Below are 26,496 nucleotides of genomic sequence, written 5' to 3'. Positions count from 1 at the left end.
CCACGGGCCGAGTGAGTCAGTGGGCGATGTCCTCGTAGCCCTCGATCTCGCGCGGGTTGCGGCTGCCCGGGCCGATGTAGCGGGCCGAGGGGCGGACCAGGCGGCCCGTGCGCTTCTGCTCCAGGATGTGGGCGGACCAGCCGGCCGTGCGGGCGCAGGTGAACATCGACGTGAACATGTGCGCCGGGACCTCGGCGAAGTCCAGGACGATGGCCGCCCAGAACTCCACGTTGGTGGCGAGGACGCGGTCGGGGCGGCGGGCGTGGAGCTCCGCCAGGGCCGCCTTCTCCAGGGCCTCGGCGACCTCGAAGCGCGGGGCGCCCAGCTCACGGGCGGTGCGGCGCAGCACCCTCGCGCGCGGGTCCTCGGCGCGGTAGACGCGGTGCCCGAAGCCCATGAGGCGCTCGCCCTTGTCGAGGGTCTGCTTGACGTAGGCCTCGGCGTCGCCCGTGCGCTCGATCTCCTCGATCATGTGCAGGACCCGGGACGGGGCACCACCGTGCAGCGGGCCCGACATGGCGCCCACCGCGCCGGACAGCGCGGCCGCGACGTCCGCGCCGGTCGAGGCGATGACCCGGGCCGTGAAGGTGGAGGCGTTCATGCCGTGCTCGGCGGCGCTCGTCCAGTAGGCGTCCACCGCCGCCACGTGCTTGGGGTCGGGCTCGCCCCGCCAGCGGATCATGAAGCGCTCGACGACCGAGTGGGCCTTGTCGATCTCGCGCTGCGGCACCATGGGCAGGCCCTGGCCGCGGGCCGACTGGGCCACGTAGGACAGCGCCATGACGGCCGCCCGGGCCAGGTCCTCGCGGGCCTCTTCGGCATCGATGTCGAGCAGCGGCTTCAGGCCCCAGACCGGGGCGAGCATCGCCAGCGCGGACTGGACGTCCACGCGGATGTCACCGGAGTGGACGGGGATGGGGAACGGCTCGGCAGGGGGCAGACCCGGATTGAAGGCACCGTCGACGAGCAGGCCCCAGACGTTGCCGAAGGAGACGTGTCCGACGAGATCCTCGATGTCGACGCCCCGGTACCGGAGTGCGCCGCCCTCCTTATCCGGTTCGGCGATCTCCGTCTCGAACGCGACGACTCCTTCGAGCCCGGGTACGAAGTCGGACATCAGGCGGCTCCTCGTGAGGTAAGCGACAGATGGTGTGATGTGGGGTGGGCCGTACGAACCATGTGTCAGTCGGCTGGCGGCGGCCGTCCAGTGGATCCACGGTCGTCTGCGGCGACTCGCGGTCCTGGCCGGTTGCCCCTGTGATGCCCCGTACGGCTGGCGGTCACCCAACCGGAACGGCACCGAAACGATATCTCCGAGTGTCAAGGTTGGGGAGGGTTCGCGGCACTCAGTGCCAGGCAGTGACGAAGGACACCGTCCGTACGGCAAGATGACCGGGTGACCGACCGCGACGACCTCCCCATCGACCTGGCCTCGATGCGCAAGCAGTACCGGGCGGAGGGGCTCTCCGAGACCGAGCTGGCCGCCACGCCCGTCGAGCAGTTCGCTCGCTGGTTCAAGCAGGCCGCGACGGACGGCGGGCTGTTCGAGCCGAACGCCATGATCGTCTCGACGGCCGACGCCGAGGGCCGGCCCGGCTCCCGCACGGTGCTGCTGAAGCACTTCGACGAGCAGGGCTTCGTCTTCTACACGAACTACGACTCCCGCAAGGCCCGCGACCTGGCGGAGAACCCGTACGTCTCACTGCTGTTCCCCTGGCACCCCATGGCCCGCCAGGTCATCGTCACGGGCGTCGCGCGGCGCACCGGCCGGGACGAGACGGCCGCCTACTTCCGCACCCGGCCGCACGGCTCCCAGCTCGGGGCGTGGGCCAGCGCCCAGTCCTCGGTGGTCTCCACCCGGGCCGACATCGACGGCGCCTACGCGGAACTGGCCGCCCGCTACCCCGAGGGCGAGCAGGTGCCGGTGCCGCCGCACTGGGGCGGTTTCCGGGTGGCCCCGCAGACGGTGGAGTTCTGGCAGGGCCGCGAGAACCGCCTGCACGACCGGCTGCGGTACGTGGAGCGGCCCGACGGGAGCTGGCGGGTGGAGCGGCTCAGTCCGTGACGGGGCCGGCCTCAGATCTTTCCCTGGACGAACGCCGTGCGGTGCCCGTCGAGCAGCTCGCTCACCCGGCCGCGGAATTCCGGTGTGAGCTCGGGCCAGTTCCAGAACTCGAATCCGAGGTGGGCGAAGGCGAAGTAGTCGTCGGTCCAGGCCCAGTCGCGCAGGGGGACCCGGCGGGCGCAGGCCGGGCAGCGGACCTGGGCCGTACCGGTGGCGGACCAGGTGCTGATGGCGTCCCCGAAGGGCGCCCAGGCCTCGTCGATCGTCACCCACTCGTCGTCGACCAGGCGGGTCGTGACCGAGCAGCGCGGACACGTCGCTGCCTCCATGCCCCCTGGCCAGCCGTGGAAGACGGTGCGCCCGGTGTGCACGGCGAGGCCGTCCCACGGCTCGTCGTCCGCGTCGGCCTCGGCGACCGCGCGCTCCCATCGCGGGCCCGGTGGGTGTCCCAGGGGCAGGCCCAGGACGCAGTCCGTGCGTTCGGACAGCACGACGCCCTCGGCCACGAGCCACTGCACGACTCTGCGCGCGAGCGGCTCAGCGTCCGCCCCGTCCGCGTCGCGGTCGACGATCGTCTGGAAGTGATCACCCATGCCGGAACCGTAGCCCGGGCCACTGACAGCGCCGTCAGCCCAGCGCCTCGTCCAGTAGGTGGGTCCACTGGGTGACCACGCGTTCGCGGCGCGGGGCGTCGTCCGTGAGGAGGTTGGCCAGGCCCAGGCCGCGGGCCATGTCGAGCAGGCCCTGGACCGTTTCGCGGACGCCGGGGACGGATTCGTCGGCGGCGAGGAGGTCCACGGCGATGCGGTGGGTCTCGCGGCCGACGCGGGATTCGAGCTCGGTGACGCGGGGGCGGAGCTGCTCCTCGTTGGAGGCGGCCACCCACAGGTGGAGGGCCGCGCGGAACAGCGGGCCCGTGTAGAGGTCGACCAGGGCCGCGACGACGGCGTGGCGGTCCCCGGACGCGCCCTCGGGGAAGAGGGCCCGCAGGGCGGTGGAGCGTTCCTCGGCGACGTACTCGACGGCCGCCGTGAAGAGGTCCTCGCGGGTCGGGAAGTGGTGCTGGGCGGCGCCCCGGGAGACACCGGCCCGCTCGGCGACGACGGAGACGGTGGAGCCCGCCCAGCCGTGTTCGGCCAGGCAGGCCACGGCGGCTTCCAGGAGCCGCTGCCGGGTGGCCCGGCTGCGGTCCTGCTTGGGGACTCTCTCCGCACGGTCGACCGCGCTCACACCACCCATGCCGGATCCCGTCGTTCGAGGAAGGCCGTCATCCCCTCGCGTGCCTGCGGGGAGGCGAACAGCCGGGCCGAGAGCGCGGTCAGGTCGGCCGCGTCCCGGTCGAAGGCTTCCAGCACCCTAGCCGTGAGCAGCCGTTTCGTCTCGGCCAGGGCGTCGGGGGCGGCTCTGCGCAGGCCGTCAAGGATGGGGGCCAGGGCCGTGTCGACGTCCTCGGCGTACGCGGTGAGCAGGCCTGTCGCGGTGGCCTCGGCCGCGTCGAAGCGCTCACCGGTGAGGTAGTACCGGGACAGGGCGCGCGGGTCGGCGCGGGGCAGCAGCGGCAGCGAGATGACCGCGGGGGCGACGCCGATGCGGACCTCCGTGAAGGCGAAGGTGGCCGCGGTGGAGGCGACCGCGATGTCGCAGGCGGCCAGCAGGCCGAGGCCGCCCGCGCGGACGTGGCCGGTGACCCGGGCGACGACCGGTTTGGGCAGCTCGACGATCCGGCGCAGCAGGGCGACCAGGGCCTCGGGGTCGGGCGGGTCCTTGAGGTCGGCGCCGGCGCTGAAGGTGGTGCCGGTGTGGGTCAGGACGACCGCGCGGACGCCGGTGTCCTTGCCGGCGTCCGTGAGCGCGTCGGCCAGTTCGCCGACCAGGGCCGCCGAGAGCGCGTTGCGGTGGCGCGGCGCGTCGAGGGCGAGGGTCTCCACGGCACGCGCGCGGGTGCGGGCGATCAGGGTCATGCGCTCTCCCGGAGCTGTCGGCGGAGGATCTTGCCGGAGGCCGCCCGGGGGACGCCGTCGATGAAGGTGACCCGGCGTACGCGCTTGTACGGGGCCACGCGCTCGGCGACGTACATCATGATCTCCCCGGCGGAGAGTCCGGCGGCGGCCGGCTGGCGGACGACGTAGGCGTGCGGCACCTCGTTGCCGTCGTCGTCGTAGGTGCCGATGACGGCGGCGTCGGCGATGCCGGGGTGGGTGAGCAGGAGCGCCTCCAGTTCGGCCGGGGCGACCTGGAAGCCCTTGTACTTGATGAGTTCCTTCACCCGGTCGACGACGAACAGCCAGCCGTCCCCGTCGACGTGGCCGACGTCCCCCGTGTGCAGCCAGCCGTCGCCGTCGATCATCGCGGCGGTGGCGTCGGGGCGGCCCAGGTAGCCCTTCATGACCTGGGGGCCCCGGATGAGGATCTCCCCGGACTCGCCCGCGGGCAGGTCCCGGGTGGGGTCGTCGAGGGAGACGATGCGCATCTCGGTGCCGGCGATGAGCTTGCCTACGGTGCCGGGCGGTGCGTCGCGCATGGCGTCCAGGGGCACCACGTGGGTGCCGGGCGACAGCTCGGTCATGCCGTAGGCCTGGCCGACGGGCGGCAGGCCGAGGCGTTCGGAGCAGGCGGCGGCGAGGCGGGCGTCCAGGGGCGCGGCGGCGCTGACGATGTACCGCAGGGACGACAGGTCGTACTGCGCGACGACAGGGTGCTTGGCGAGGGCCAGGACGATGGGCGGGGCGACGTACAGCGCGGTGATGCGGTGGTCCCGGATCGCCGCGAGGAACTGCTCCAGGTCGAAGCGGGGCAGCACGACGACCGTGGCGCCTTGGCGCAGGGGCGCGTTCATCAGGGCCGTGAGGCCGTAGATGTGGAAGAAGGGCAGCACCGCCAGGACGCGGTCGCCGGGGCCCGCGGGGATCGCCGGGTTCAGTTGCGCGAGGTTGGTGGCGATCTGCCGGTGGGTGAGCATCACGCCCTTGGGCGTGCCGGTGGTGCCGGAGGAGTACGGCAGGGCGGCGACGTCCTCGGCGGGGTCGATGGCGACCCGGGGCTCGGGGGCGGTGGTGGCGAGCATGTCGATCAGGGAGCGGTGGCCGGTCGCGCTGTCGCAGACGAAGATCTTCCGTACGCCGCCCGCGAGTTCGGCGGCCCGGCGGGCGATGTCCAGCAGCGGCGAGACGGTGACGATCCAGCGGGCCGCGCAGTCGGTGAGCTGCTTGGCGAACTCCTGGGCGGTGGCGAGCGGGTGCACGGTGGTGACGGTGGCGCCCGCGCGCGTGGCGGCGTAGAACGCGGTCGGGAAGGCGACGGTGTTGGGGCTGTGCAGGGCGAGGACGTCACCCTTGCGGACCCCGGCCTCGGCGAGGCCGGCGGCGACGCGCCGGTGGAACCGGTCCACCTGCTCGTACGTGAGGGTGGTGCCGTCCGTGCCGTCGATCAGGGCCGGGGCGTCGCCGAACTCGGCGGCCCGGGCCAGGACGGCGTCGTGGATGGGGAGGTCGACGGGCGGGACGTCTGCGTACTCGCTGCGGAACATGGCTGGTTCCTCCTCGCGGCGCGGGAAGTCTCAGGTTCTCAGTACGACTTGGGCAGGCCCAGGCTCTGGTGGGAGACGTAGTTGAGGATCATCTCCCGGCTGACCGGGGCGATACGGGCCACGCGCGAGGCCGTGATCAGCCGGGCCAGTCCGTACTCGCGGGTGAGGCCGTTGCCGCCGAGGGTGTGCACGGCCTGGTCGACGGCCTTCACACAGGCCTCCCCGGCGGCGTACTTGGCCATGTTGGCGGCCTCTCCGGCGCCCAGGTCGTCACCGGCGTCGTAGAGGGCCGCGGCCTTCTGCATCATCAGGCGGGCCAGTTCGAGGTCGATGTGCGCCTGGGCGAGGGGGTGGGCGATGGCCTGGTGGGCGCCGATGGGGGCGTTCCAGACGGTGCGGTCGCGGGCGTACGCGACGGCCTTGCCGAGGGCGTGGCGGCCCATGCCGATCGCGAAGGCGGCCGTCATGATCCGCTCGGGGTTGAGACCGGCGAACAGCTGGAGCAGGCCGGCGTCCTCGTCGCCGACGAGCGCGTCGGCGGGCAGCCGTACGTCGTCCAGGGCGAGTTCGAACTGCTTCTCCGCGGCGTTCAGCTCCATGTCGATGGGGCGGCGGGTGAAGCCCTCGGTGTCGCGCGGGACGATGAACAGGCAGGGCTTGAGGCGGCCGGTGCGGGCGTCCTCGGTGCGGCCGACGATCAGGGTGGCGTCGGCGATGTCGACGCCGGAGATGAAGACCTTGCGGCCGTTGAGGATCCAGCCTCCGGTGTCCTGGTCGCGGCGGGCGGTGGTGGTGATGCGGTGGCTGTTGGAGCCGGCGTCGGGCTCGGTGATGCCGAAGGCCATCCGGCGGGTGCCGTCGGACAGGCCGGGGAGCCACTCCCGTCGCTGGGCGTCGGTGCCGAAGCGGGCGATGACCGTGCCGCAGATGGCCGGTGAGACCACCAGCATGAGCAGGGGGCAGCCGGCGGCGCCCAGTTCCTCCAGGACGATGGAGAGTTCGGCGATGCCGCCGCCTCCGCCGCCGTGTGCCTCCGGCAGGTTGACGCCCAGGTAGCCGAGTTTGCCTGCCTCGGACCAGAGGTGATCGGGGTCGGCGCCGGGGCCGTGGCGTTTGCCGAGGGCGGCGACGGCTGCTCGGAGCGCCTTGTGGTCTTCGGTGTCCATGGGACGTCCTTTCGGGTGCGGGTCGTATGGGGCTGGGCGCGCAGTTCCCCGCGCCCCTTCAGGCCTCCTGCACAACCGCCAGCAACATCCCCGGCTCGACCTGCTGACCGGGTGCGACCGGCAATGAGGTCAGGGTTCCTGTCACCGGCGCGGTGATCTTGTGCTGCATCTTCATCGCCTCCAGCCAGAGCAGGGGCTCGCCGGCCTTCACCGGGGTTCCCGCCGTGAGGCCGTCGGCGACGCGGACGACCGTGCCCGGCATGGGGGCCAGGAGGGAGCCGGGGGCGTGTTGCGCGGTGGGGTCGGGGAAGCGGGGCAGGGCCATCAGGGCGGTGGTGTTGACGTACACCCGGTCGCCGTGGCGGGCGACCTCGAACCGGCGCTGGACGCCGTCCACGTCGAGGATCACCAGATCCGCCTCGGCGTGCACCACGCGCACGCCGTCCGCCTCCAGGCCCTGCCGGGTGTGCCGGTAGCGGGCCTCGTGCTCCTCGCCCGCCATCAGGTAGCGCTTGGTCTGCGGCTGCGAGGGGACGTTGCGCCAGCCGCCGAAGCCGGGGCGGGAGCGGGCGCGGGCGTCGGCGAGGGCGGCCGCCAGGGGGGCGTGCGGGTCGGGGGCCGGCTCGGTCAGGTCCGCGAGGTGGCGGTCGTAGAAGCCGGTGTCCATGCGGGCGGCGGTGAACTCGGGGTGGCGCAGGGAGCGGACCAGCAGGTCCCGGTTGGTGACGGGGCCGTGGATCGCGGCCCGTTCCAGGGCGGAGGCCAGCTTGCGCACGGCCTCCGCGCGGGTGGGCGCATGGGCGACGGCCTTGGCGAGCATCGCGTCGTAGTGGACGCCGATGGTGTCGCCGTCGGTGTAGCCGGTGTCGAGGCGGACCGAGCCGGGAAACGCGAGGCGGTGCAGGGTGCCCGTCTGCGGGGACCAGTCGCGGGCGGGGTCCTCGGCGTACAGGCGGGCCTCCACGGCGTGGCCCCGCGCGCGGGGCGGGTCGGGGTCGAGGGGGTGGCCCTCGGCGATGCGGATCTGCTCCGCGACCAGGTCGACGCCGAACACGGCCTCGGTCACCGGGTGTTCGACCTGGAGGCGGGTGTTCATCTCCAGGAAGTGCGCCGTGCCGTCGGCGACGAGGAACTCGACCGTGCCGGCCCCGACGTAGTCGACGGCCCGGGCGGCGCGTACGGCCGAGGCGTGCAGTTCCGCCTCCAGGTCGCCGGGCAGAGCGGGGGCCGGTGCCTCCTCGATCACCTTCTGGTGGCGGCGCTGCAGGGAGCAGTCGCGGGTGCCGAGCGGCCAGACCGTGCCGTGGGTGTCGGCGAGGATCTGCACCTCGACGTGGCGGCCGCGCTCCACGTACGGCTCGACGAAGACCTCGCCGTCGCCGAAGGCGCTCGCCGCTTCCGCGCGGGCGGCGGCCAGTTCGGCGTCCAGGTCCGCCAGACGCCGTACGACGCGCATGCCGCGGCCGCCGCCGCCCGCCGCGGCCTTCACCAGGACGGGCAGGTCGGCCTCGGTCACCTCGGTGAGCGGCTCGATGCCGAGGAGTTGCTTGGCGCGGGTCTTGGACGCCATGGCCTCGATGGCCTCCGGCGGCGGGCCGATCCAGGTCAGGCCCGCGTCCAGGACGGCCCGGGCGAAGTCCGCGTTCTCGGAGAGGAATCCGTACCCGGGGTGCACGGCGTCCGCGCCGGCCGCGACGGCGGCCTTCACGACGAGGTCGCCGCGCAGATAGGTGTCCGCGGGCGCCTCACCCGGCAGGCGTACGCTCGCGTCGGCCACGCGCGCGTGGAGGGCGTGCGCGTCGGCGTCCGAGTGCACGGCGACCGTGCGGATGCCGAGCTCGTGGCAGGTGCGGAAGACACGGCAGGCGATCTCGCCCCGGTTGGCGACCAGCACAGAAGTGATCACTGAAGGTTCCTCACATCCGGAAGACGCCGAAGCCGCCGCGGGCGCCCTCGTAGGGGGCGGTGTGGATCGCGGACAGGCACAGGCCGAGGACGGTGCGGGTGTCGCGCGGGTCGATCACGCCGTCGTCGTAGAGCCGTCCTGACAGGAACATCGGCAGTGACTCGGACTCGATCTGCTGCTCGACCATGGCGCGCAGCGCGGCGTCGGCCTCGTCGTCGTACGGCTGTCCCTTGGCCGCGGCGGACTGGCGGGCGACGATCGACAGCACGCCGGCGAGCTGCTGCGGGCCCATGACGGCCGACTTGGCGCTGGGCCAGGCGAACAGGAAGCGCGGGTCGTAGGCGCGGCCGCACATGCCGTAGTGGCCGGCGCCGTAGGAGGCGCCCATCAGCACCGACAGGTGCGGCACCCGGCTGTTGCTGACGGCGTTGATCATCATGGCGCCGTGCTTGATGATGCCGCCCTGCTCGTACTCCTTGCCGACCATGTAGCCGGTGGTGTTGTGCAGGAACAGCAGCGGGATGTCGCGCTGGTTGGCGAGCTGGATGAACTGGGCGGCCTTCTGGGACTCCTCGCTGAACAGCACCCCCCGGGCGTTGGCGAGGATGCCCACCGGGTAGCCGTGCAGGGTGGCCCAGCCGGTGGCCAGGCTGGTGCCGTACAGCGGCTTGAACTCGTCGAAGTCGGAGGTGTCGACGACGCGGGCGATGACCTCGCGCGGGTCGAAGGGGCTCTTGAGATCGCCCGGGACGATGCCGAGGAGTTCCTCGGCGTCGTACTTGGGCGGCTCCGCCGGGCCGGGATCGCCGTACGCCTTGCGGTGGTTGAGGCGGGCGACCACGCGGCGGGCCTGGCGCAGCGCGTCGTGCTCGTCGGCGGCGAAGTAGTCGGCGAGGCCCGAGGTGCGCGCGTGCATCTCGGCGCCGCCCAGGGACTCGTCGTCGCTCTCCTCGCCGGTCGCCATCTTCACCAGTGGCGGGCCGCCCAGGAACACCTTCGCGCGCTCCTTGACCATGATCACGTGGTCGGACATGCCGGGGATGTAGGCGCCCCCGGCGGTGGAGTTGCCGAAGACGACCGCGACGGTCGGGATGCCGGCGGCCGACAGCCGGGTGAGGTCGCGGAAGATGGCGCCCCCGGGGATGAAGATCTCCTTCTGGGAGGGCAGGTCGGCGCCGCCGGACTCCACCAGGCTGATGCAGGGCAGCCGGTTGGCGAGCGCGATGTCGTTGGCGCGCAGGGCCTTCTTCAGGGACCAGGGGTTGCTCGCACCGCCGCGTACGGTCGGGTCGTTGGCGGTGATCAGGCACTCGACGCCCTCGACGACCCCGATGCCGGTGACCAGGGACGCGCCGACGGTGTAGTCGCTGCCCCAGGCGGCCAGCGGGGACAGTTCCAGGAAGGGCGTGTCGGGGTCGAGGAGCAGCTCGATGCGCTCGCGGGCGAGGAGTTTGCCGCGCCCGCGGTGACGTGCGACGTACTTGTCGCCGCCGCCCGCGAGGGCCTTGGCGTGCTCGGCGTCGAGGGCGGCGAGCCTGGCGAGCATCGCCTCGCGGTTGGCCCGGAAGTCGGGGCCCGCGGTGTCGAGTGCGGAGGTCAGGACGGTCACAGCAGGGCCTCCGGTATCTCCAGGTGGCGGGAGCGCAGCCATTCGCCGAGCGCCTTGGCCTGCGGGTCGAAGCGGTGCTGCGCGGCGACGCCCTGGCCGAGGATCCCCTCGACGACGAAGTTCAGGGCGCGCAAGCGGGGCAGCACGTGCCGGGTCACCTTCAGCGGGCGGCTCTCGGGGATCAGCTCCCGGAACCGCTCGACGGTCAGCTCGTGCGCGAGCCACCGCCAGGCGTCGTCGGTGCGGGTCCACAAGCCGACGTTGCCGTTCCCGCCCTTGTCGCCGCTGCGGGCCCCCGCGATCAGCCCGAGCGGAGCCCTGCGGCACGGCCCGGGCGGCAGCGGCTCCGGCAGGGGCGGCTCCGGGACGTCGTCGAGGACCCGGGTGTCCTGGGGTGGGGGCACGGCGACCCGGCGCCCGTCGTGGAGGACGGCCACATGGTCGACTCCCCCATGGGGGACGTACACGTCCTCGAACACCCCATAGGGGGCGCCCTTTCCGGGTGGTGCCAGCACATGGAAGCCGGGGTAGCTCGCCAGCGCCAGCTCCACCGCGGCCCCGCTCAGCGCCCGCCCCACGGTCTGCCGGTCCGGGTCCCGTACGACCAGCCGCAGCAGCGCGCTCGCGCACTCCTCGGTGTCGGCGTCGGGCCGGTCGGTGCGGACCAGCTCCCAGCGGGCGTCGGCGACCTGGCGCAGGGATGGTTCCATCTGGTCCCGCACCAGGGCGGCCTTGGCCTCGATGTCCAGGCCGGTGAGCACGAAGACGACCTCGTTGCGGAAGCCGCCGAGCCGGTTGAGCCCGACCTTGAGGGTGGGCGGGGGCGCCTCGCCGCGCACGCCCTCGATCCGCACCCGGTCCGGCCCGTCCCGGCGGAGGCGGACCGTGTCCAGCCGGGCGGTGACGTCCGGCCCGGCGTACCGGGCACCGGCCGTCTCGTACAGCAACTGGGCGGTGACCGTGCCGATGTCGACGAAGCCGCCGGTGCCGGGGTGCTTGGTGATCACGCAGCTGCCGTCGTCGTGCAGTTCGGCGAGCGGGAACCCGGGGCGGCGGACGTCGCCGTCCCGGAAGAAGGCGTAGTTGCCGCCGGTGGCCTGCGCCCCGCACTCCAGGACGTGCCCGGCGACCACGGCCCCCGCGAGCCGGTCGTGATCCGCGGGTGTCCAGCCGAAGTGGGCGGCGGCGGGCCCGGTGGCCAGGGCCGCGTCCGTCACGCGCCCGGTGACGACGAGGTCGGCGCCCTCGCGCAGACAGGCCGCGATGCCGAAGCCGCCGAGGTAGGCGTGGGCGGCGAGGCTCCCGGGGTGGGCGGCGGTGAGGTCGTCGCCCTCGACATGGGCGACGCGCACGGGGATGCCGAGCCGGCCGGCCAGCGCGCGTACGGCGTCGGCGAGTCCGGCCGGGTTGAGCCCGCCCGCGTTGGAGACGATCCGCACGCCCCGCTCGTGCGCGAGGCCGAGGCACTCCTCCAGCTGCCGCAGGAAGGTGCGGGCGTATCCGGCGCCCGGGTCCTTCAGCCGGTCCCGGCCGAGGATGAGCATGGTCAGCTCGGCGAGGTAGTCGCCGGTGAGGACGTCGAGTTCGCCGCCGGTGAGCATCTCGCGCAGGGCGTCGAAACGGTCGCCGTAGAAGCCGGAGGCGTTGCCGATGCGCAGGGGCCGCACCGACGCGCCGGTCCTGCCGGTGTCCGGGGCCGTCACGAGGCGGCTCCCTTCGGCGGGCGGCCGCTGCCCGGCGGTCCCGCGAAGGCCTGCGCGAGGTCCAGCCAGCGGTCGGCGTCGGGGCCGTCGGCGCGCAGGGCCAGGTCGGCGCGGTGGGCGCGCTGGGTGACCAGGAGGCAGAAGTCGAGGGCGGGGCCGGTGACGCGCTGCGGGGCGTCGTCGGGGCCGTAGGTCCACAGGTCGCCGGAGGGTGCCCGCAGTTCGATGCGGAAGGGGTCGACCGGCGGAGTCAGCCCGTGCGCGCCGAAGGCGAAGTCGCGGGTCCGGACCCCGAGCCAGGCCACATGCCGCAGCCGGTCGGTGGGTGGGCGCACCACACCCAGGGCGTCGGCGACGTCCTGGCCGTGGGCCCAGGTCTCCATGAGACGGGCCGTCGCCATGGAGGCGGCCGACATGGGCGGCCCATACCAGGGGAAGCGCGCCTTGGGCGGTGCGGCGCGCAGGGCCTGTGCCAGCGCCGTGCGGCCCTCGCGCCAGCGGGCGAGCAGCGCGCCGGGCGGGAGGGCCGCGCCTTCCTCGGCGCCCTCGTCGACGAACGAGCCGGGCGCGGCGAGGGCCTTCTCGACCAGGGCGTGGAAGGCGTCGGCGTCCGTGACCGCGAGCAGGGCGGAGTGGTCGGTCCAGGCCAGGTGGGCGATCTGGTGGGCCACGGTCCAGCCGGGCGCGGGGGTCGCGAGCGCCCAGCGCCGCGGGTCCGCACCGGCCACCAGGCGGTCGAGTTCCTCGCTCTCCTCGCGCAGATCGTCGAGCACGGACGTCGAATCGGACACGAGCGCTCCCCTCGGGGCACGGCGGTGTGCGGGTGATGCCGGGTGGCACGGGGTGATGCGGCGTGCTGAGGAGCATGGCAGCGGGCCCGGAAACAATCAAGCATGCTTGCATGCAAATCTGAGCGACTGGAGGGAAGCACACCTGGTGCCAGGCGGCCAGGCGGTCAGGCCCGGGCCAGCGCAGCGCCACGGCCCGCCGGGCGCGAGACGACGGAAGGGCACCCCGCGTGGGACCAGCCGGCGCGGCGCGAGGCGACCGGTCGACGCGGCACGCGGGGACCAGCCGACGCGGCACGTGGGGACCAGCCGACGCGGCACGCGGGGACCAGCCAGCGCGAACCGAGGCGATCAGCCGACGCGGCCCGCGGCGATCAGCCGACGCGGCACACGGCGATCAGTCGGCGCGGCACACGGGGACCAACCAGCGCGAACCGAGGCGATCAGCCGACGCGGCACACGGGGACCAGCCAGCGCGGCACGCGGGGACCAGCCGACGCGGCCCGAGGCGATCAGCCAACGCGGCACACGGCGATCAGCCGACGCGGCACACGGGGACCAGCCGACGCGGCACACGGGGACCAGCCGACGCGGCCCGAGGCGATCAGCCGACGCGGCACGCGGCGATCAGCCGACGCGGCCCGAGGCGATCAGCCAACGCGGCACGCGGCGATCAGTCGGCGCGGTAAGAGGTGATCAGGCGACGCGGTAAGAGGTGATCAGGCGGGACAGGTGGCGGCCCGCCACCTCCAATGGCGTCGCGCTGCGGGCGACCTGGGCGGCCAGTTCCGCGCCCTCCAGGGTCGCGATCACCGTGTGGGCCAGCTCCGCGGCGTCCGTCTCGGCGAAACCGGCCGAGACCAGCTTCTCGGCGACCACCGTCCGCCAGCGCGCGAACGCCTCCGCCGCCGCCTGCTGGATGCCGGGCGCGCCGGCCGCCGTACCCACGGCGGCGGAGGTCACCGGGCAGCCGTCGAGCCAGTCGGACTCGCGCAGTCCCTCGGCCAGGGACGCGGTGAGCGCGAGGAGGGCCCGCTCGGGGTCCGGCTCCGCGTCGAGCGTCTCGCGCAGCAGCTCGGTGAACTCCTCGTCGCCGAGCCGGACAGCCGCCGCGCCGAGCTCCTGCTTGCCGCCGGGGAAGAAGTGGTAGACGGACCCGAGGGTCGCCCCGGCCTCGCGGGAGATCTGCTTGATGCCCGTGCCCTCGTAGCCCTGGCGCTGCATCAGGCGGGACGCCGTACGGACGATCCGCTCCCGGGTGCCGGCGGTTTCGAGGTCGTGCAGGGCCTTGGTCTTCACGCCGCCACTCTACCGAGCTAGAGCGATCGCTCTAGCCACTGTGCTACGTTCCTCTCTGGATAGAGCGTTCGTTCTAGCCCTGCGGGCCGACGCGCGCTCCCGACGTCGTCTGCCCATCGTCTTTCCATCGTTTTCCGTGATCAGAGGGGGATCTCCATGAGCAAATCCGTGACCGTCATCGGCCTCGGGCCCATGGGCCGCGCCATGGCCGGCGCCTATCTGGACGCCGGCTACCGCGTCACCGTCTTCAACCGCACCGCGAGCCGCGCCGACGAGCTGGTGGCCCGGGGCGCGCTGCGGGCCGCCACCGTCGAGGATGCGCTGGCGGCCAACGAGACGGTGGTGCTGAGCCTCACCGACTACGCCGCCCTGTACGCCCTGCTGGAGCCCGCCGCCCCGGCGCTGCGCGGCCGCGTCCTGATCAACACCAGCTCGGACACCCCGGAGCGGGCCCGCGAGGGAGCGGCCTGGGCCGCGAAGCACGGGGCGCGCCACCTCACCGGCGGGCTGCAGGTACCGCCCTCCGGCATCGGCACGCCGGAGTCCGACACCTTCTACAGCGGCCCCCGGGACCTCTTCGACGCCTGCGAGGACGATCTGAAGGTGCTCACCGGCACCGACTACCGGGGCGAGGACCCGGGCCTGGCCGCGCTGTACTACCAGCTCCAGATGGACCTCTTCTGGACCACCCTGACCGCCTGGCTGCACACCCTGGCCGTGGCGGACGCGAACGGCATCAGCCCCTCGCAGTTCGCCCCGTACGCGGCGCGCACCCTGGGCGGGATGGACCAATTCCTCGACTTCTACACGCCCCGGATCGAGGCGGGGCTGCACACGGGTGATGTCGAGCGGATCTCCATGGCCGTGGCGAGCATGGGCCACGTCGTGCACACCACGCGCGACTCGGGGGTGGACCCGGCGCTGCCCGCGGCGGTCCGCGAGTCGTTCCGGCGCGGGGCGGCCGAGGGATACGCGGAGGACAGCCTGACCCGGCTGTTCGAGGTGTTCGGGCGGGGTGCCGCGGCCTGAGCACGACGGAGGGCGCCCCGGGTGTGCGGGGCGCCCTCGGTCATGTACGCGCGAAGGTCAGAGCTTCTCGATCACGTAGTCGACGCACTTGGTGAGCGCCTCGATGTCCGCCGGGTCGATCGCCGGGAACATCGCGACGCGCAGCTGGTTGCGGCCGAGCTTGCGGTAGGGCTCGGTGTCGACGATGCCGTTGGCGCGCAGCACCTTCGCGACGGCGGCGGCGTCGACCTCGTCCGTGAAGTCGATCGTGCCGATGACCTGCGAGCGCTTGGCCGGGTCGGTGACGAACGGGTTCGCGAACTTGACGTCCTCGGCCCAGCCGTACAGCGTCCGCGCGGAGGTGGCCGTGCGGCGCACCGACCAGTCCAGGCCGCCCTGGCCGTTGATCCACTCCAGCTGCTGGTTCAGCAGGAAGAGGGTGGCGAGGGCCGGGGTGTTGTACGTCTGGTTCTTGCGGGAGTTGTCGATCGCCGTGGGCAGCGAGAAGAACTCCGGGACGTGGCGGCCGGAGGCGTGGATCCGCTCGGCGCGCTCGATGGCCGCCGGGGAGAACACGCCGATCCACAGGCCGCCGTCGGAGGCGAAGGACTTCTGCGGGGCGAAGTAGTAGACGTCCGTCTCGCTGATGTCGACGGGCAGGCCGCCTGCGCCGGAGGTGGCGTCCACGAGCACCAGGGCGCCCTCGTCGGCGCCGGCCACGCGCTTGATCGGCATGGCGACACCGGTGGAGGTCTCGTTGTGCGTGAACGCGTAGACGTCCACGCCCGCCTCGGCGACCGGCTCGGGATGGGTGCCCGGGTCGGCGGAGACGACGTCCGGCTCGGCCAGCCACGGGGCGAGCTTGGCGGCCTTGGCGAACTTGGAGGAGAACTCGCCGAAGCTGAGGTGCTGCGACTTGTTCTCGATCAGGCCGTGCGTCGCGATGTCCCAGAACGCGGTGGAGCCGCCGTTGCCGAGGACCACCTCGTAGCCGTCGGGGAGCTGGAACAGCTCGCTGATGCCCTCGCGCACCTGGCCGACCAGGTTCTTGACGGGGGCCTGACGGTGGGAGGTGCCCAAGAGGGAGGTGCCGGTGGCGGCGAGGGCGTCCAGCGCCTCCGTCCGCACCTTGGAGGGACCCGCGCCGAAACGTCCGTCCGCGGGCTTGATGTCAGAGGGAATCTGGATCTCAGCCACGAGCCGGAGCGTATCTCTTCGGCGAAACCGGACGGAAACGTGTCCGTTCGATGAGATGGGGGAGGCGAACTCCGCAGCCGGTCGGCCGCAGTCCGGGCACGGGTGGGGACGGGACCTCTCACGGACCTCCCACGGGACCTCTCGTGGAATCTCCGACTCCGGGTGACACTCGGCACTGTGCCGGGCGAAGGAGGTCCCGTGGTCGGTCTGGGTGACGGGCGGTACGTGCTGGCCGAGCGGCTCGGCGATGGCGGGATGGGCGAGGTGCGTCTGGCCGAGGACCGGCATCTGGAGCGGACGGTGGCGATCAAGCTCCTCCAGCCCAGGCACCTCGGCAGCCCGGACATGCAGAGCCGGTTCCTGCGGGAAATGAAGATCACCGCGAGCCTCGAGAACGACAACGTCGTACGGGTCTACGACTCCGGGTGGGACGAGAAGGACGGGCAGCCCGTCCTGTACCTCGTCATGGAACGCCTCGACGGGATGTCACTGGAGAAGGTCATCGCCCGGGAGCGTGCCGGGAACGGGACGGTGCCCTTGGCGGACGTCATCCGCTGGGGCCGGCACATCTGCCGCGCGCTGGAGGCGGCCCATGCCCGCGGGTTGGTGCACCGCGACCTCAAACCCGGCAACGTCCAGATCACCGGGAGTGGCAAGGCGGTGCTCCTGGACTTCGGCATCGCCTGTTTCCAGGAGGACGGGGAGGGCCGTACCCAGATCACCCCCGCGGGTTTCATCATCGGCACCAGGAAGTACATGTCCCCCGAGCAGAGCCGGGGCGAGCGCGTGGGAGCCGCGTCGGACCTGTACTCGCTCGGGTGTCTGCTGTACGAGATGTTGACGGGGGAACCGCCGTTCACGGACGGGGACGTCCTGTGGCAGCACCAGAACGCCGAACCGCGCAGACCCGGGTCACGCCGGGACGACTTCTCCGTTCCATGGGAGCTCGACAGCCTCGTCATGGACCTCCTGAGGAAGAGTCCCGAGGCACGTCCGGCCACGGCGGAGAAGGTGCACGCCCGGCTCGGCGAGGTGAAGGCGCGGATCGAGCGGCAGGAGGCCCTGTCCGCTCGCGGGAGCACGACCATCGCCCCGGATCCGGCTCCGCACACCGCCCCCTCCCTCCCTTCCCTGCCACTTCCGTCTCCGCCCGCGGTGCCCACCTCCGGGACGGGGACGCCTCCGTGGGCCGAAAAGCTCTTTCGGACCGACCTGCCCGACTGGTGGCCGGAGCCCGAGGAGGAGAGCGAGGACGAGCGTGAGGAACCTGCAACGCCCGACCGGGAGAGCGGTTCCCAGACATCGACGTCGGCCGAGGAGCCGCCCGATCCCGCCCCCGTCCTGACCTATCGAGACATCCGCGTTCGCCTCGCCGTGCGGTACGAGATCGCCGGCTCGGCCCTGATCGCGGGCCTCGGCACCTTCGGTCTGCTGCTCGGGGCCGGCGGGGTGAGTCCGGGCGCCTCCGCCGCTTGGGGGCTGCTCGTCTCGGTGGCACTCCTCATCGTGGGAGTGAGCTCGCAGTCCGAGGTGTTCGAGGCGGATGAGTTCATGTCCGGCTGCCTGGCACTGCTGTGGTTTCCGGCCCTGGTCGGCGGCGTGTGGCTGGTGGCAGCCAAAGCCGACTTTCCCTGGTACACCGACATCACCATCGGCTTCGGGATCAGTATCGGCGAGTTCTTCCTGGGCGTGACGGCCGGTGCGGCAGGTGAAGTCGGAGGCGTGAACAAGGGCGCCGGGGCGCAGGCCGCGCTGACCACACTGCTGCTCACCGGTCTCGGCTCGGTCCTGGCCGCGGTGCACCTGGACTTCGCCTGGTGGACGACCTTGCTGACCGGCCTCGGGGTGGGGGTGGGCTGCATCGTCCTGTTGGCTTTGCTGTACTCGGCGGCCGTCGGCGAGTGAGGTCCGGCCCTTGCCCGAATCGCACCCGTTCATGGTCGAGGCCGGGATGCATCCTGGAACCATGACGGATCTTGCGGCCCTGGAAGCGGAGTTGCGCGCGGTGGTCCGGGGCGACGTCGGCTTCGACGTCACGTCCCGGGCCCTGGTCACCATGGACGCCTCCAACTACCGGCGGGTGCCGTACGGGGTCGTGGCGCCGCGGGACGCCGAGGACGTGGCGGCCGTGCTGGAGGTGTGCCGGGAGCGGGGGGTGCCGGTGGTGGCACGGGGCGGGGGGACGTCGATCGCCGGGCAGGCGACGGGCACCGGTGTGGTGCTGGACTTCACCCGCCACATGAACCGGCTGGTCGGTCTGGATCCCGGGGCCCGTACGGCCGTCGTGCAGCCGGGGCTGGTGCTCGACCGGCTCCAGGAGGCCGCCGCCCCGCACGGACTGCGCTTCGGCCCGGATCCGTCCACGCACAGCAGGTGCACGCTCGGCGGCATGATCGGCAACAACTCCTGCGGCTCGCACTCGGTGGCGTGGGGGACGACCGCCGACAGCGTGCGGGAGCTGGACGTGGTGACCGCGCGGGGGCGGCGGCTGCGGCTCGGGCGGGACTGGGCCGGGGCGCCCGACGGCCTGCGGGCGCTGGCGGAAGGGGAGACGGCCCGGCTGCGCACGGGCTTTCCGGATCTGCCCCGCCGCATCTCCGGTTACGCGCTGGACGCCCTGCTGCCCGAGCGGGGCGCCGATGTGGCCCGCTCCTTCTGCGGCAGCGAGGGCACCCTCGGCATCCTCACGGAGGCGGTCGTACGGCTGGTCGAGGCGCCACGCGCGCGTGCGCTGGCCGTGCTGGCCTACGCCGACGAGAGCGCGGCAGCGGAGGCCGCCGCCGGGCTGCTGCCGTTCGGGCCGCTGACGGTGGAGGGCATGGCGGCGGACCTCGTGCCGTCGGCCGCGGACCTGCCCCGGGGCGGGGCCTGGCTGTTCGTGGAGACCGGCGGGGAGACGGCGCCGGAGGCACGCGCGCGTGCGGAGGCGATCGTGCGGGCGGCCGATGTCCTGGACGCCCTGGTGGTCACGGACGCGGCGGGGCAGCGCACGCTGTGGCGGATCCGCGAGGACGCGAGCGGGACGGCCACGCGGATGCCCGACGGGTCCGAGGCGTGGCCGGGGTGGGAGGACTGCGCGGTGCCGCCCGCCCGGCTCGGGGCGTATCTGCGGGACTTCCGGTCGCTGATGGCGGCGCACGGGCTGCGCGGCACGCCGTACGGGCACTTCGGGGACGGCTGCATCCACGTCCGTATCGACTTCGACCTGCTCACCGCGGCCGGGGTCGCCCGGTTCCGCCGCTTCTCGGAGGAGCTCGCGGAGCTGGTGGTGGCGCACGGGGGTTCGCTGTCCGGGGAGCACGGGGACGGGCAGGCGCGGGCGGAGCTGCTGCCGAGGATGTACGGGCCGGAGCTGGTGGGCCTGTTCGAGCGGGTGAAGGCGGTGTGGGACCCGGACGACCTGCTCAACCCCGGCATGCTCGTCCGGCCCGCGCCCCTCGACTCGGGCCTGCGCTTCTCCGTCCTGCCCCGCGAACCGGTCGACGTCGCCTTCGGCTACCCGGCGGACGGCGGAGACTTCGCGGCGGCGGTACGGCGCTGCGTGGGGGTCGCCAAGTGCCGTACGGCGTCGGTGTCCGGGTCCGCCGTCATGTGCCCGTCCTTCCGGGCGACCGGCGCGGAGGAGCACTCCACGCGCGGGCGGGCCCGGCTGCTGCACGAGATGCTCGCCGGCGAGGTGGTCACGGACGGCTGGCGCTCGACGGAGGTCCGGGACGCGCTCGACCTGTGCCTGTCCTGCAAGGGCTGCCGGTCGGACTGCCCGGTCGGGGTCGACATGGCCACGTACAAGGCGGAGTTCCTGCACCACCACTATGCCGGGCGGCGCCGGCCCGCCGCGCACTACGCGATGGGGCGGCTGCCGGTGTGGCTGCGCGCGGTGGCGGTCACGCGCACGGCGCCGCTGGTGAACGCCCTCGCCGGGATACGGCCCCTCGCCGCGCTGGCCAAACGGCTGGGCGGGATCGCACCCGAACGGGAGCTGCCGCGGTTGGCGCGGCGGACGTTCAGCCGGTGGTGGGAGCGGCGGCGCGGTGAGACGGGGGGCGGGGACGCGGCCGGGGACCTGGTCGTGCTGTGGCCCGACACCTTCACCGAGCACCTCTCCCCGTCCGTGGGGCGGGCCGCCGTGCGGGTGCTGGAGGCGGCCGGGCTGCGGGTGGCGCTGCCGCCCACCGTGCACCTGCGCAAACCGCCGGTGGGCGACGGCAGGACGGTCGCCCTCGACCCCGTGTCGCTGCTGCGCGGGCGGGGCCGGGTCTGCTGCGGGCTGACGTACGTCTCGACCGGGCAGCTCGACCGCGCCCGGGCGGTCCTGCGCCGCACGCTCGACCTGCTGGAACCGGTGCTGGAGACCGACGCGCCGGTCGTGGTGCTGGAGCCGAGCTGCGCGGCGGCCCTGCGCACGGACGCTCCCGAGCTGCTGCACGACGACCCGCGTGCGGCCCGCCTCGCCGCGAAGGTCCTGACGTTCGCGGAGGTCCTGGAGCGGCACGCGCCCGGCTGGACGCCGCCGCGCGTGGACCGCCCGGTGGCCGGCCAGACCCACTGCCACCAGCACGCGGTGCTCGGCGACGCGGCCGACCGGCGGCTGCGCGCGGCCGCCTCGCTCTCCGGCGAACTGAGCGGCGGCTGCTGCGGCCTGGCGGGCGACTTCGGCTTCGAGAAGGGCCACTACGAGGTGTCCGCCGCGTGCGCGGAGGACCAGCTGTTGCCCTCGGTGCGGAACGCCCCGGACGGCACGGTGGTCCTGGCGGACGGCTTCTCCTGCCGCACGCAGCTGGAGCAGCTGGCGGGGGTGCGGGGGAGGCACTTGGCGGAGGTACTGGCGGAGGCGCTGGACGCCGCGCCGCCCGCCGACGACCTCACGTGAGACGCCGGACTCGCCCCCGGCGACGAGCCCACGTGAAGCGCCGCACGACCCGCCCCGCCAATGAGCCCACGTGAGGCACCGGACCACTCGCCCCGCCGACGAGCCCACGTGAGGCACCGGACCACTCGCCCCCGCCGGCGGAATCGCATGAGGCGGCGCGCGCCTCGCCGCCCGTCGGCGACGCGGCCGGATCCCGCCCGAGGCGTTGGGCGGCTCACCCCCGTCGACGTGGCCGCGTGAGGCGTTCGGGCCACGCCGTGGGGCGATCCGAGTGTCTGGCGCCGGGGAGCGGCGGGGCCGCTCCTAGGCTCGCGGCACCACTCCCCGCCCGCCGAGGGCCGCTGCTCGAAGGAGCCCGCGCATGAGCGTCCGCGTCCAGCCGATCACCCGCGACGAGCACCTGGCGTTCGTCGCGGCCCGCCGCTCCGCCAGCCACACCCAGGTCCCGTCCTGGGGCGCCGTGAAGCCCGACTGGGAGGCCGAGAGCCTCGGCTGGTTCGACCGGACCGGGCAGCTCGTCGGCGCGGGCCTGGTGCTGCTGCGCCCGCTGCCGGGGCCGCGCCTGCCCGGGCTGCGGCGGTACCTGGCGTATCTGCCCGAGGGCCCGCTGATCGACTGGCACGAGCCGGGCCTGGAACGCCTGCTGGAGCCGATGGTCGCCCACCTGCGGCGGCGCGGCGCCTTCGCCGTGCGGATGGGCCCGCCGGTGGTGGTGCGCCGCTGGAGCGCCGAGACGGTCAAGGCGGCGATCGCGGACCCGGCCGCCCGCCGGCTGCGCGACGTGCGGGCGACGTCGTACGAACCGCGGGCCGGGCAGGTGGCGGACGGCCTGCGCCGGATGGGCTGGCGGCTGAGCGAGGCCGGCGGCGACTCCGGCTTCGCCGCGGGACAGCCCCGGTACGTCTTCCAGGTGCCGTTCGCCGGACGTTCGCTGGAGGAGATCCACGACGGGCTCAACCAGCAGTGGCGGCGCAACATCAAGAAGGCGGACAAGGCCGGGGTGAAGGTCGTGCGCGGCGATGCGGAGGACCTGCCGGCCTTCCACGAGCTGTACACCGAGACCGCCGAGCGCGACGGGTTCCTGCCGCGCCCCCTCTCCTACTTCCAGGGCATGTGGAGCGCGCTCACCGCCGAGCACCCGGACCGGATGCGGCTCTACCTGGCCCACCACGACGGCGAGGTGCTCGCCGCCGCGACGATGCTCACCGTCGGCGAGCACGTCTGGTACTCCTACGGCGCCTCCACCAGCCGCCGGCGCGAGGTCCAGCCGAGCAGCGCCGTGCAGTGGCGGATGATGACCGACGCCCATGAACTGGGCGCCGCCGTCTACGACCTGCGCGGCATCACCGACACCCTGGAGGAGTCCAGCCCGCTGCTGGGTCTGCTCCGTTTCAAGGTGGGCACGGGTGGCGAGGCCGTCGAGTACCTCGGCGAGTGGGACTACCCGCTCAACCGGCTGCTGTACAAGGCGTTCCAGCTCTACCTGTCCCGCCGCTGAGGCGCGGGCGGTGCGCCCGGGCCGGCGTCTCACGGCGCGAGACAGAGGCAAAAGGGCTTCACGCACCTGACCAAGTCCATTACCCTGGACTGTGAAGTACACCGGGATGTACGCACCGTGCCGACCGGTGTACGGACCGCCCGCATCCGCGCCGACGAGCACAGGACCGCCCGTGACCACCCGCGACAGCGTCAGCACGCCCCAGCCCGCGACCACCGCGTCGCCCGCGTCCGGTACCGCGACCGGTACCGCGACCGGTACCGCCGCCGGCCCGGGCCGGCTGGGCTCCCTCGGACCCGTGGGCCTCGTACTCGCCGGTGGGATCTCGGTGCAGTTCGGCGGCGCCCTGGCGGTGACGCTGATGCCCCGGGCGGGCGCCCTCGGCGTGGTGGCGCTGCGCCTGCTCGTCGCGGCGGTCGTGCTGCTGCTGGTCTGCCGTCCCCGGCTGCGCGGCCACTCACGCGCCGACTGGGGCACGGTCGTCGTCTTCGGCATCACCATGGCCGCGATGAACGGCCTCTTCTACCAGGCCGTCGCCCGGATCCCGCTGGGCCCCGCGGTCACCCTGGAGGTGCTCGGCCCGCTCGCCCTCTCGGTCTTCGCCTCCCGCCGCGCGATCAACGTCGTCTGGGCGGCCCTCGCCCTCGCCGGCGTCTTCCTCCTCGGCGGCGGAGGGTTCAGCGGGCTCGACCCCGCGGGAGCGGCCTTCGCCCTGGGCGCGGGCGCCATGTGGGCGGCCTACATCGTCTTCAGCGCCCGTACGGGCCGCCGCTTCCCGCAGGCGGACGGGCTGGCCCTGGCCATGGCGGTGGGCGCGGTGCTGTTCCTGCCGCTGGGCATCGCCGAGTCGGGGACGAAGCTGCTGGACCCGGTGACCCTGGGCCTGGGCGCGGCGGTGGCCCTGCTCTCCTCGGTCCTGCCCTACACGCTCGAACTCCTCGCGCTGCGCCGCCTGCCCGCCTCCACCTTCGCGATCCTGATGAGCCTGGAACCGGCCATCGCCGCCACGGCCGGCTTCCTGATCCTCGACCAGTCCCTCACGGCACCGGAGGCCGCGGCGATCGCACTGGTGATCGCGGCGAGCATGGGCGCGGTGCGCACACAGGTGGGCCGGGGCCGCCGCAAGACGGCGGCCCTGGAGAGCACGGCCCTGGAGGGCTAGGCCGCGACGTCCGGCCGGGCCCCCGGACCGCACCGCCGGCCGCACCGCCGACCAGGCGCGGACCGCACCGCCCGCCGCATCCGGACCGCACCGGCCCCTACGGCACCGTCCGGGCGAGACGGAACCCCACGTCGTCGATCCGGAACGTCGGATGGCTCCGGCGCCGGACCGAGGCCCGGCAACTCCAGTGCTCGTCGGACCAGCCGCCGCCGCGCAGCACCCGGTAGGTGCCGTAGACCTCCGGGTCGTAGAGGTCCCAGCACCAGTCCCAGACGTTGCCGAGCATGTCGTACAGGCCCCAGGCGTTGGGCTGTTTGCCGCCCACCGGATGGATCCTGTCGCCCGCGTTCCCCCGGTACCAGGCGATGTCGTCGAGGCGGCCGTAGCGCGGGCCGGTGCCGCCGGCGCGGCAGGCGTGCTCCCATTCGGCCTCGGTCGGCAGCCGGTACCCGTCGGCGCCGGCGTCCCAGTCGACCGCCTCACCACCCTCACGCACGTGGTACGCGGGGGTCAGTCCGTCGCGCAGGGACAGGGCGTTGCAGAAGCGGACCGCGTCCCACCACGACACGCCCTCCACGGGCAGCCGCTCCCTAACGGCCGCGCCCGGCCGGTGACCGGTGACCTCGGCGTAGCCCTCCTGGGTGACGGGAAACGCCGACAGCCGGAACGCCGCGACCTCCACGGCCCAGCTGCGCTCGGTCCGCCGGTCCGACAACGTCACCCGCCCGGCGGGGACGGTGACCATGTCGCTCTCGAAGTCCCCCATGACCGGCCACCCTACGGCGGGGGCGCCCGGCCACCCCCGGGCGCCCCCGCCGGCTCCCCTACCGGCTGAGCTTGCGGAACCGCCGTACCGCCAGGGGCAGGAAGAGCGCCGTGAGGATCACCGGCCACACCCCGGCCATCAGCAGGGCGTGCTGTTCCACCCAGGAGTCGCCGGTCCCGCCGGGCGTGCCGAACAGGTCGCGGGTCGCCGCCGCCGTGGAGGAGATCGGGTTCCAGGCCGCGATCCAGCCCAGCCAGTCGGGCATCAGCTGCGGCGCGACGAAGATGCTGGAGATCATCGTCAGCGGGAAGGCGACCGCGAACAGGCCGCCCGCCGCCTCCGGGTTGGGCACCAGCAGGCCGAGCCACACGCCGATCCAGATCAGCGCGAACCGCAGCCACAGCAGCAGCCCGAACGCGGCGAGGAAGCCGAGGCCGCCGTCGGGGCGCCAGCCCATGGCGAGGGCGGTGAGCATCATGATGGCCAGCTCGGCGCAGGCGACGATGAGGTCGGTGACCCCGCGTCCGGCCACCACCGCGGAGGACGCCATCGGCATGGAGCGGAAGCGGTCGATCACGCCCTTGGTGGAGTCGTAGACCACGACCGTGGCCGTGTTGATGAAGCCGAAGGCCATGGTCATCACGAACATGCCCGGCATCAGGAAGTCCGTGTAGTTGCCGCCGCCGGGCACCTTCATCGCGCTGCCGAAGACATAGCCGTAGAGCAGTACGGACAGGATGGGGAAGCCCAGCTGCCAGGCGATGTTGACCGGCTGACGCTGGTAGTGGGTCAGGCCGCGGCGGACGATGTTCCAGCAGTCGGCGAGCGCCCAGTACGTGCCGCTCCGCGCGCTCGTGGTACTCAGGTCGACGGCGCTCATGCCGCGGCCTCCTTCTCGGTCCGGTGTCCGGTCAGGCGCAGGAAGACGTCGTCGAGGCTGGGCCTGCGCAGCCCGATGTCCTCCACGCGGACGCCCTCGTCCTGGAGGGTCCGTGCCACCTCCGTGAGGGCCGCGACCCGGTCGGCGACCGGGGCGTGCACCCGCAACTCGGTCTCGTCCGCCTCGGGTTCGCCGTCGGTGACCCGGGCGACGACCTTCACCACCCGCGGGATCTCGGACCGCTCGGCGACCACGACCTCGATCCGGTCGCCGCCGACCAGGCCCTTCAGTCCGTCCGGGGTGTCGTCCGCGATGGCCCGGCCCTGGTCGATGACGGTGATGCGCGAGGCGAGCTTGTCGGCCTCCTCCAGGTACTGCGTGGTCAGCAGCACGGTCGTGCCGCCCGCCACCAGCGCCCGGACGGAGTCCCAGACCTCGCCCCGGCTGCGCGGGTCCAGGCCGGTCGTCGGCTCGTCGAGGAAGAGCACGGCCGGGGCCAGGATCATCGACGCGGCGAGGTCGAGGCGGCGCCGCATGCCGCCGCTGTACTTGCCGACGCCCCGGTCGGCGGCGTCGGTCAGGTCGAACTGCTCCAGCAGCTCGGCCGCCCGGAGCCTGGCGCGCCTGCCGCCCAGGTGGAACAGGCGGCCGAACATCTCCAGGTTCTGCCGGCCGGTGAGCACCTCGTCGACCGCCGCGTACTGGCCGGTGAGCCCGATCCTGGCCCGCACCTCGCGCGGCTGCCGGGCCACGTCGAGACCGGCGACCGTCGCCCGGCCCCCGTCCAGCCGGATCAGCGTGGACAGGATGCGCACGGCGGTGGTCTTGCCCGCCCCGTTCGGCCCGAGCAGGCCGTGCACCGTGCCCTCGCGGACCACCAGGTCGAAACCGTCCAGGGCGCGCTTCTCGCCGTACCGCTTCTCCAGCGCCTCGGCGCGCACCGCGTATCCGTCCATGTCGCCTCCCGTTGCCCGTGCCGCCTCGGCACTGAACTGAGTACAGCGTACCCGATTACGCGTACGACGTACTCAGTTTTTTGTGAGGGGCCCTAAG

General features: G+C 73.4%; 21 protein-coding genes. 6 read left to right on the top strand and 15 right to left on the bottom strand.

The window, feature by feature from the left end; genetic code table 11:
• Positions 1 to 16 precede the first annotated feature (16 nt).
• Positions 17 to 1,117 (bottom strand): citrate synthase 2, encoded by a 1,101-nt coding sequence (locus CHR28_RS30505; RefSeq protein WP_094056944.1) that lies wholly within the window; start codon positions 1,115 to 1,117, stop codon positions 17 to 19.
• 279 nt (positions 1,118 to 1,396) lie between these two features.
• Between CHR28_RS30505 and pdxH the strand changes: the two genes are divergently transcribed.
• Positions 1,397 to 2,065 (top strand): pyridoxamine 5'-phosphate oxidase, encoded by a 669-nt coding sequence (gene pdxH / locus CHR28_RS30500; protein WP_094056943.1) that lies wholly within the window; start codon positions 1,397 to 1,399, stop codon positions 2,063 to 2,065.
• Positions 2,066 to 2,076: 11 nt separating this feature from the next.
• Here the strand turns inward: pdxH and CHR28_RS30495 are convergent, their stop codons facing one another.
• From CHR28_RS30495 to CHR28_RS30450, 10 genes are all read right to left on the bottom strand, one after another.
• Positions 2,077 to 2,658, bottom strand: coding sequence for a hypothetical protein (locus CHR28_RS30495; protein ID WP_094056942.1), 582 nt, complete (start codon positions 2,656 to 2,658; stop codon positions 2,077 to 2,079).
• Between the two features lie 34 nt (positions 2,659 to 2,692).
• Positions 2,693 to 3,304 (bottom strand): TetR/AcrR family transcriptional regulator, encoded by a 612-nt coding sequence (locus CHR28_RS30490; RefSeq protein WP_179272609.1) that lies wholly within the window; start codon positions 3,302 to 3,304, stop codon positions 2,693 to 2,695.
• On the bottom strand, positions 3,292 to 4,026 hold the full coding sequence (locus tag CHR28_RS30485; protein ID WP_094056940.1) for an enoyl-CoA hydratase family protein: 735 nt from the start codon (positions 4,024 to 4,026) through the stop codon (positions 3,292 to 3,294). The genes CHR28_RS30490 and CHR28_RS30485 overlap by 13 nt, the downstream gene beginning before the upstream one ends.
• Positions 4,023 to 5,591 carry a 4-coumarate--CoA ligase family protein gene (locus CHR28_RS30480; RefSeq protein ID WP_094056939.1) on the bottom strand — a complete coding sequence of 523 codons (1,569 nt, stop codon included), beginning with the start codon at positions 5,589 to 5,591 and terminating at the stop codon, positions 4,023 to 4,025. The genes CHR28_RS30485 and CHR28_RS30480 overlap by 4 nt, the downstream gene beginning before the upstream one ends.
• A gap of 38 nt (positions 5,592 to 5,629) precedes the next feature.
• Complete coding sequence (locus CHR28_RS30475; protein WP_094056938.1) at positions 5,630 to 6,757, bottom strand: acyl-CoA dehydrogenase family protein; 1,128 nt, start codon at positions 6,755 to 6,757, stop codon at positions 5,630 to 5,632.
• A 58-nt stretch (positions 6,758 to 6,815) separates the two neighbouring features.
• Positions 6,816 to 8,663, bottom strand: coding sequence for an acetyl/propionyl/methylcrotonyl-CoA carboxylase subunit alpha (locus CHR28_RS30470; protein WP_094056937.1), 1,848 nt, complete (start codon positions 8,661 to 8,663; stop codon positions 6,816 to 6,818).
• 10 nt (positions 8,664 to 8,673) lie between these two features.
• On the bottom strand, positions 8,674 to 10,272 hold the full coding sequence (locus CHR28_RS30465) for an acyl-CoA carboxylase subunit beta (protein ID WP_094056936.1): 1,599 nt from the start codon (positions 10,270 to 10,272) through the stop codon (positions 8,674 to 8,676).
• Complete coding sequence (locus CHR28_RS30460; protein WP_094056999.1) at positions 10,269 to 11,939, bottom strand: acyclic terpene utilization AtuA family protein; 1,671 nt, start codon at positions 11,937 to 11,939, stop codon at positions 10,269 to 10,271. Before CHR28_RS30460 ends, CHR28_RS30465 begins: the two co-directional genes overlap by 4 nt.
• A gap of 32 nt (positions 11,940 to 11,971) precedes the next feature.
• Entirely contained in the window at positions 11,972 to 12,766 is a 795-nt protein-coding gene (locus CHR28_RS30455) for a TIGR03084 family metal-binding protein (RefSeq protein ID WP_094056935.1), read from the bottom strand.
• Positions 12,767 to 13,459: 693 nt separating this feature from the next.
• Positions 13,460 to 14,062, bottom strand: a complete 603-nt coding sequence (locus tag CHR28_RS30450; RefSeq protein WP_094056934.1) for a TetR/AcrR family transcriptional regulator — start codon at positions 14,060 to 14,062, stop codon at positions 13,460 to 13,462.
• Positions 14,063 to 14,218: 156 nt separating this feature from the next.
• Between CHR28_RS30450 and CHR28_RS30445 the strand changes: the two genes are divergently transcribed.
• Positions 14,219 to 15,091 carry an NAD(P)-dependent oxidoreductase gene (locus CHR28_RS30445; protein WP_094056933.1) on the top strand — a complete coding sequence of 291 codons (873 nt, stop codon included), beginning with the start codon at positions 14,219 to 14,221 and terminating at the stop codon, positions 15,089 to 15,091.
• Between the two features lie 57 nt (positions 15,092 to 15,148).
• Here the strand turns inward: CHR28_RS30445 and serC are convergent, their stop codons facing one another.
• Positions 15,149 to 16,267, bottom strand: coding sequence for a phosphoserine transaminase (gene serC, locus CHR28_RS30440; RefSeq protein ID WP_094056932.1), 1,119 nt, complete (start codon positions 16,265 to 16,267; stop codon positions 15,149 to 15,151).
• Positions 16,268 to 16,465: 198 nt separating this feature from the next.
• Between serC and CHR28_RS30435 the strand changes: the two genes are divergently transcribed.
• From CHR28_RS30435 to CHR28_RS30420, 4 genes are all read left to right on the top strand, one after another.
• The gene (locus CHR28_RS30435; protein ID WP_094056931.1) at positions 16,466 to 18,172 is read left to right on the top strand and encodes a serine/threonine-protein kinase; all 1,707 of its coding nucleotides are present in this window, start codon (positions 16,466 to 16,468) and stop codon (positions 18,170 to 18,172) included.
• Between the two features lie 61 nt (positions 18,173 to 18,233).
• Complete coding sequence (locus CHR28_RS30430) at positions 18,234 to 21,137, top strand: FAD-binding and (Fe-S)-binding domain-containing protein (RefSeq protein ID WP_094056930.1); 2,904 nt, start codon at positions 18,234 to 18,236, stop codon at positions 21,135 to 21,137.
• Between the two features lie 361 nt (positions 21,138 to 21,498).
• Positions 21,499 to 22,635 (top strand): lipid II:glycine glycyltransferase FemX, encoded by a 1,137-nt coding sequence (locus CHR28_RS30425; protein WP_094056929.1) that lies wholly within the window; start codon positions 21,499 to 21,501, stop codon positions 22,633 to 22,635.
• 172 nt (positions 22,636 to 22,807) lie between these two features.
• On the top strand, positions 22,808 to 23,797 hold the full coding sequence (locus CHR28_RS30420) for an EamA family transporter (protein ID WP_094056928.1): 990 nt from the start codon (positions 22,808 to 22,810) through the stop codon (positions 23,795 to 23,797).
• Between the two features lie 97 nt (positions 23,798 to 23,894).
• Here CHR28_RS30420 and CHR28_RS30415 read toward each other — a convergent pair whose 3' ends face one another.
• From CHR28_RS30415 to CHR28_RS30405, 3 genes are read right to left on the bottom strand one after another with little or no spacing between them, the layout of a single operon-like run.
• Positions 23,895 to 24,563 (bottom strand): formylglycine-generating enzyme family protein, encoded by a 669-nt coding sequence (locus CHR28_RS30415; protein WP_256984497.1) that lies wholly within the window; start codon positions 24,561 to 24,563, stop codon positions 23,895 to 23,897.
• Between the two features lie 58 nt (positions 24,564 to 24,621).
• The gene (locus CHR28_RS30410; protein WP_094056927.1) at positions 24,622 to 25,443 is read right to left on the bottom strand and encodes an ABC transporter permease; all 822 of its coding nucleotides are present in this window, start codon (positions 25,441 to 25,443) and stop codon (positions 24,622 to 24,624) included.
• Positions 25,440 to 26,399 carry an ATP-binding cassette domain-containing protein gene (locus CHR28_RS30405; RefSeq protein WP_094056926.1) on the bottom strand — a complete coding sequence of 320 codons (960 nt, stop codon included), beginning with the start codon at positions 26,397 to 26,399 and terminating at the stop codon, positions 25,440 to 25,442. Before CHR28_RS30405 ends, CHR28_RS30410 begins: the two co-directional genes overlap by 4 nt.
• Between the last annotated feature and the right edge of the window lie 97 nt (positions 26,400 to 26,496).

It is taken from the genome of Streptomyces sp. XY006 (assembly GCF_002237655.1).
In the GTDB taxonomy this organism is placed as follows: domain Bacteria; phylum Actinomycetota; class Actinomycetes; order Streptomycetales; family Streptomycetaceae; genus Streptomyces; species Streptomyces levis.
Note: the sequence above shows the minus strand (reverse complement) of the source record. Positions and strands in the feature narration are given on the sequence as shown.

Excerpts from the sequence above, each read along its gene's own strand:
- CHR28_RS30425 (WP_094056929.1), top strand. The coding sequence starts at position 21,499 with ATGAGCGTCCGCGTCCAGCCGATCACCCGCGACGAGCACCTGGCGTTC.
- CHR28_RS30430 (WP_094056930.1), top strand. The coding sequence starts at position 18,234 with ATGACGGATCTTGCGGCCCTGGAAGCGGAGTTGCGCGCGGTGGTCCGG.
- CHR28_RS30445 (WP_094056933.1), top strand. The coding sequence starts at position 14,219 with ATGAGCAAATCCGTGACCGTCATCGGCCTCGGGCCCATGGGCCGCGCC.
- CHR28_RS30475 (WP_094056938.1), bottom strand. The coding sequence starts at position 6,757 with ATGGACACCGAAGACCACAAGGCGCTCCGAGCAGCCGTCGCCGCCCTC.
- CHR28_RS30415 (WP_256984497.1), bottom strand. The coding sequence starts at position 24,563 with ATGGGGGACTTCGAGAGCGACATGGTCACCGTCCCCGCCGGGCGGGTG.
- CHR28_RS30480 (WP_094056939.1), bottom strand. The coding sequence starts at position 5,591 with ATGTTCCGCAGCGAGTACGCAGACGTCCCGCCCGTCGACCTCCCCATC.
- CHR28_RS30505 (WP_094056944.1), bottom strand. The coding sequence starts at position 1,117 with ATGTCCGACTTCGTACCCGGGCTCGAAGGAGTCGTCGCGTTCGAGACG.
- CHR28_RS30490 (WP_179272609.1), bottom strand. The coding sequence starts at position 3,304 with ATGGGTGGTGTGAGCGCGGTCGACCGTGCGGAGAGAGTCCCCAAGCAG.
- CHR28_RS30495 (WP_094056942.1), bottom strand. The coding sequence starts at position 2,658 with ATGGGTGATCACTTCCAGACGATCGTCGACCGCGACGCGGACGGGGCG.
- CHR28_RS30405 (WP_094056926.1), bottom strand. The coding sequence starts at position 26,399 with ATGGACGGATACGCGGTGCGCGCCGAGGCGCTGGAGAAGCGGTACGGC.
- CHR28_RS30410 (WP_094056927.1), bottom strand. The coding sequence starts at position 25,443 with ATGAGCGCCGTCGACCTGAGTACCACGAGCGCGCGGAGCGGCACGTAC.
- CHR28_RS30485 (WP_094056940.1), bottom strand. The coding sequence starts at position 4,026 with ATGACCCTGATCGCCCGCACCCGCGCGCGTGCCGTGGAGACCCTCGCC.